We start from the raw sequence: 4,138 nt of genomic DNA on the forward strand, positions 1-4,138 counted from the left end.
AAAGCTATCAGGAAACGACATCGAGAAACACAACAAATCAGAGAAAAAATTTGGGAGGCTGTACCGTTAAGTTGACACCAATGGCACTGCTAAACCCCTACCCACAGAATCAAATAATTAAGCCGTGTTTAGTATATCTCCTAATATAAAACGTCTGATGAGAGCATCCGAATTTTAGAATACTTGCAGCACATCAAAGACAAACTGTGTTATAAATTTGTGACAGTTTTAAGTATTGAACATCAGATAATTTTAATTGTATAATTATATCACAGTGATTCTGTGGTTAATTGTGGTATATAAACCGTCTTTTCAGAGTCATCAGCTAAAACCCATTAAATGGGGAACACTTGATCAAAGAATACATATTAGGACGTTTATTGTTGTGTCTATGTGACAGTTTTAAGTGTTGAATATGAATTAATTAATTAAGTCTGTATTTGTGTCACCATGATGACATAATTAATTGTTTGTAAAATGTGATTCGATTACCTGACAGCTATCACGAAGATTACATATTTTTCTGTTTGATCACATAAAAAACCAGTAATACAAACCATGAAAATTTTGTTGGTTGAAGATGACCTATCTCATAGAGAGCTACTTTCTACAACCCTGAGCGCGTATCGGTATGCAGTTGATACGGCAATTGATGGACAAACAGGTTTAGAAATGGCCGAACAATTCAATTATGACTTAATTCTATTAGATATTCTTATACCTAAATTAGATGGGATTAGTGTTTGTCGTAAATTGCGTAGTCAAGGATTGCAAACACCGATTTTGATGCTTACCGCTAAAAATTCAGATGATGATATTATCACTGGGTTAGATGCGGGGGCTGACGACTATTTGATAAAGCCTTATACAACATCTCATTTACTGGCACGGGTGCGAGCATTATCACGTCGAAGTAAGGGAAATGAACCAGTGAGGAGATTTGAATGGGGAGCATTATCGTTGGATATGAATTTAATGCAAGTAACCTATAAACAAGAGGTGATACCGTTAAGTCCCAAAGAATATAGCTTATTGCAGTTATTTTTGCGCCATCCTGAACGGATATATAGCCGAGAAATGATTATTAATAATCTCTGGTCAATTAATGATGCACCAACGGAGAGTGCTGTAACGAATTTAATTAAAGATCTACGTCAAAGACTAAAAGCGTCAGGGATTGAGGAGGAATTAATTGAGACTATTTATGGTTTAGGCTATCGGTTAAAAGATATTTCTACATTAAATATGATAGGAATAGAACCGGAGATTGAGGATGATTTAGAAACAAAACAATCATCTTTGGTGGATGGTTTGGAAATAATAGAAGAAATGGCTGAAGAGTTTCAAGCTTCTTTACCTCAACGGATAGGGGTGTTAACTAATGCAGTGCGATCGCTCAAACAAAATACCCTGAATGAGCAAGAATTAAGCTATTCCTGTGCTGAAGCCCATCGGTTAATAGGATCTCTAGGAATGTTTGGATATATGAAGGGGTCGAATTTATCCCGCAATATTGAGACTTTGTTAATGCAAGATGGTCATTTGGGAGAGCAGGAAATTAGCAAATTGGCTAAATTGGTGACGCAGTTGCAACAGGAAACAGTCCAACCACCGACTTATCCTATAGTTTTACCAAAGCAAACATCGTTACCTTGGGTCTTGATAGTTGGGGAAAATAGCCCGTTAACGCAAGCATTAGAAGATCAAGCTTTAATTTGGGGATTGCGGGTGAGTGTAACCCCTGACTGGTCAACGGTGTCACAGCAGCTAGAAATTGAAGTTCCTAGTACGATTGTGTGTAGTTTTCAGCAATGTGAGCAGGAGTTAATTAGGTTACACAGTTTAAAACAAAAGTTTCCTAAAATTGCGATTTTAATCTTACTACCAGAAGATACCCTAAAAAATCGACTGGCCGCAATACATTGGGGGAGCGATCGCTATATTTTCACTTCTAAATCACCAGAGGATATTTTCCAAGCCATTATTCAGGTGACTCCCCAGGTAAATTGTAATGCTAAAGTCATGATTGTCAATGATAGTCCACAGATGTTGGAAACATTGGGTAATTACCTCCGTCCTGCTGGGTTAGATATTACTTGTTTACACAATACTGACCATTTTCTAGCTACTCTGAATAATACTAAACCTGATGTTTTGTTATTGGATCTACAAATGTCCAATTTGAGTGGTTTTGATCTTTGTCAAATTGTCCGACAAGACTCCCAATATCATCATCTGCCAATTTTGTTTATCACAGATCAGATAGATAATGAGTTGATACAGCAATCTTTAGCTGTTGGTGGAGATGACTGTATTTGTCAGCCAGTGGATAAACTCGATTTGACTACTCGGATTATCAATCGTTTAGAGCGATCGCGCACCCAACAACAACTAATTCAAGTATATCGTCGCCAACTGGAAGTTATACAAAATGAAGACGAAATAGATCAGCTTTTTCCCCTAGTTAATAGACACTATTTTGCCCTGCATTTGCAACAAGAGCAACCTCCCCTGTCCTTGATCTACTTTGAAATTGACCATTTTCAAGAGTATAGCGATCGCCATAGCCTATTTGAACGTAATCAATATTTACAAACAATAGCGATCGCTCTCCAAGACGGTCTAGATCCCTTGTATTTAATTTCCCGGCTCAGTCAAAAAAGGTTTGGCATCATCCTATCCAACACCACCCTAGACAATTCCTTAACAGTAGTTCAAAAAATTCGTCAGATTATCCGCATCTTAGAAATTCCTGGCCACGACTCACCCATTACCGTTAGTATAGGCATTACTGGTACAGACACCATGATGGTTGCTTCAAGTGAACATTTGATGCTCACAGCCGAACAAGCATTAGAAGCAGCTAAAAGTCGTGGTGGTAATACTTTTTGCCTGTATCCTTCGTAATAGACTTACAAAGAAGGGAACAGGGAACAGGGAACAAATAAGAAAATTTAGTTCTGAGTTTAAAGCTCAGTCAAAAAAATGATTTTTATAGAACCCTTGTAGAGACGCTCCATGGAACGCCTCTACATTCTTTTCAGGGAGGTCTATTAAATCAATCTTTAACTTTAAGCTACAGATGCAACCTCAAGGCTTGGGGAAGGAGTAGCGGGTTCTACACTAGCATTTCCAGATTGTTCTTCTGGTACATCCACATTAAGAACAGCACTAGGGGCGCTAGTCAGAAATTGGATAGCTCCTGCAACCTCCCGGTAAGGACAATTTTGGAGATAGCCAATCAATCCGTCCCGTTGACGTTCGGTAATCAGATAAACGGTTTGTTTAACTTTGCTCATTTTTTTACTTACAACTCCCTTGAGGTTTGAGATATTCTAGGTTTTTCACCCTGTACAGGCGAAGTTATTTAAAATCTAAGTATGTTGCTAGACTTTAACCAGTCGTAGACATACCAATGATCAGATAAAGGGCAAACAGATTGAACTGTCATCAATACATTATCAGATTTTTTACAAAAATCTAACTCATAAAAAAATATCTCTGGGATCAAAGAAATTCTAACTACGTTGTATTTAAAAATAAAGAGCGTTCTTATCTAGTCCTTATATGTTTCTTATTATTTAACAGTAGAGTTGACTTATAGAATCTTGTCCTTAGCTGACTTATAGATTTAATTTTCTAACCTATTTAAATCAAAAGTAGGATTACTGAGTTGATGAGATTTTATTTTTGAAATTTGTATATTCTTACCTTCAAATTTATGAAGGATATATATTTTCCGATTTTTCCTAACAGTAAATATTCGATTCACAAAGGACTAAGTTAAGATGAGTATCAGCGATTTCACGAACCCAATATCCCAGGATCAGGATCATGCCGACTTATATCCTCTACAATCATCAGAATTAGTTGACCCTTTACTTCAAAAACCTAATGAAATTACTGGTTTCTTAGAATATGGGTTAGAGACATTTACAGTATTTACACCAGAAACATCCCAAAAAATAGATGAGCAACAGAATTGGTTGTCTCAAGACTCTGGAAAAGACAGTGGGAATCATAGCCTAGTTCCAGAGGGTTTATTATACTCTACAAGGTCATAACTTGAGTTTTTCAAAAGTCTGGAATTTCAGAGTGAGTAAGGATTTCATTGTAACTCAGATGAGTTTGAGAGATA

The 4,138-nt window shown here is 36.8% G+C and carries 3 protein-coding genes; 2 read left to right on the top strand and 1 reads right to left on the bottom strand.

The window, feature by feature from the left end:
* Positions 1-558: 558 nt before the first annotated feature.
* Positions 559-2,907, top strand: a complete 2,349-nt coding sequence (locus tag VB711_RS26315; protein WP_323289384.1) for a response regulator — start codon at positions 559-561, stop codon at positions 2,905-2,907.
* A gap of 164 nt (positions 2,908-3,071) precedes the next feature.
* Here VB711_RS26315 and VB711_RS26320 read toward each other — a convergent pair whose 3' ends face one another.
* On the bottom strand, positions 3,072-3,299 hold the full coding sequence (locus VB711_RS26320) for a hypothetical protein (RefSeq protein ID WP_323289385.1): 228 nt from the start codon (positions 3,297-3,299) through the stop codon (positions 3,072-3,074).
* Between the two features lie 489 nt (positions 3,300-3,788).
* On the opposite strand from VB711_RS26320, the gene VB711_RS26325 reads away from it, so the two are divergent.
* Entirely contained in the window at positions 3,789-4,064 is a 276-nt protein-coding gene (locus tag VB711_RS26325; RefSeq protein ID WP_323289386.1) for a hypothetical protein, read from the top strand.
* Positions 4,065-4,138: the final 74 nt, after the last annotated feature.

Source organism: Cronbergia sp. UHCC 0137 (assembly GCF_034932285.1).
In the GTDB taxonomy this organism is placed as follows: Bacteria; Cyanobacteriota; Cyanobacteriia; order Cyanobacteriales; family Nostocaceae; genus Cronbergia.

Coding starts and splice junctions, on each gene's coding strand:
- VB711_RS26315 (WP_323289384.1), top strand. CDS start 559: ATGAAAATTTTGTTGGTTGAAGATGACCTATCTCATAGAGAGCTACTT.
- VB711_RS26325 (WP_323289386.1), top strand. CDS start 3,789: ATGAGTATCAGCGATTTCACGAACCCAATATCCCAGGATCAGGATCAT.
- VB711_RS26320 (WP_323289385.1), bottom strand. CDS start 3,299: ATGAGCAAAGTTAAACAAACCGTTTATCTGATTACCGAACGTCAACGG.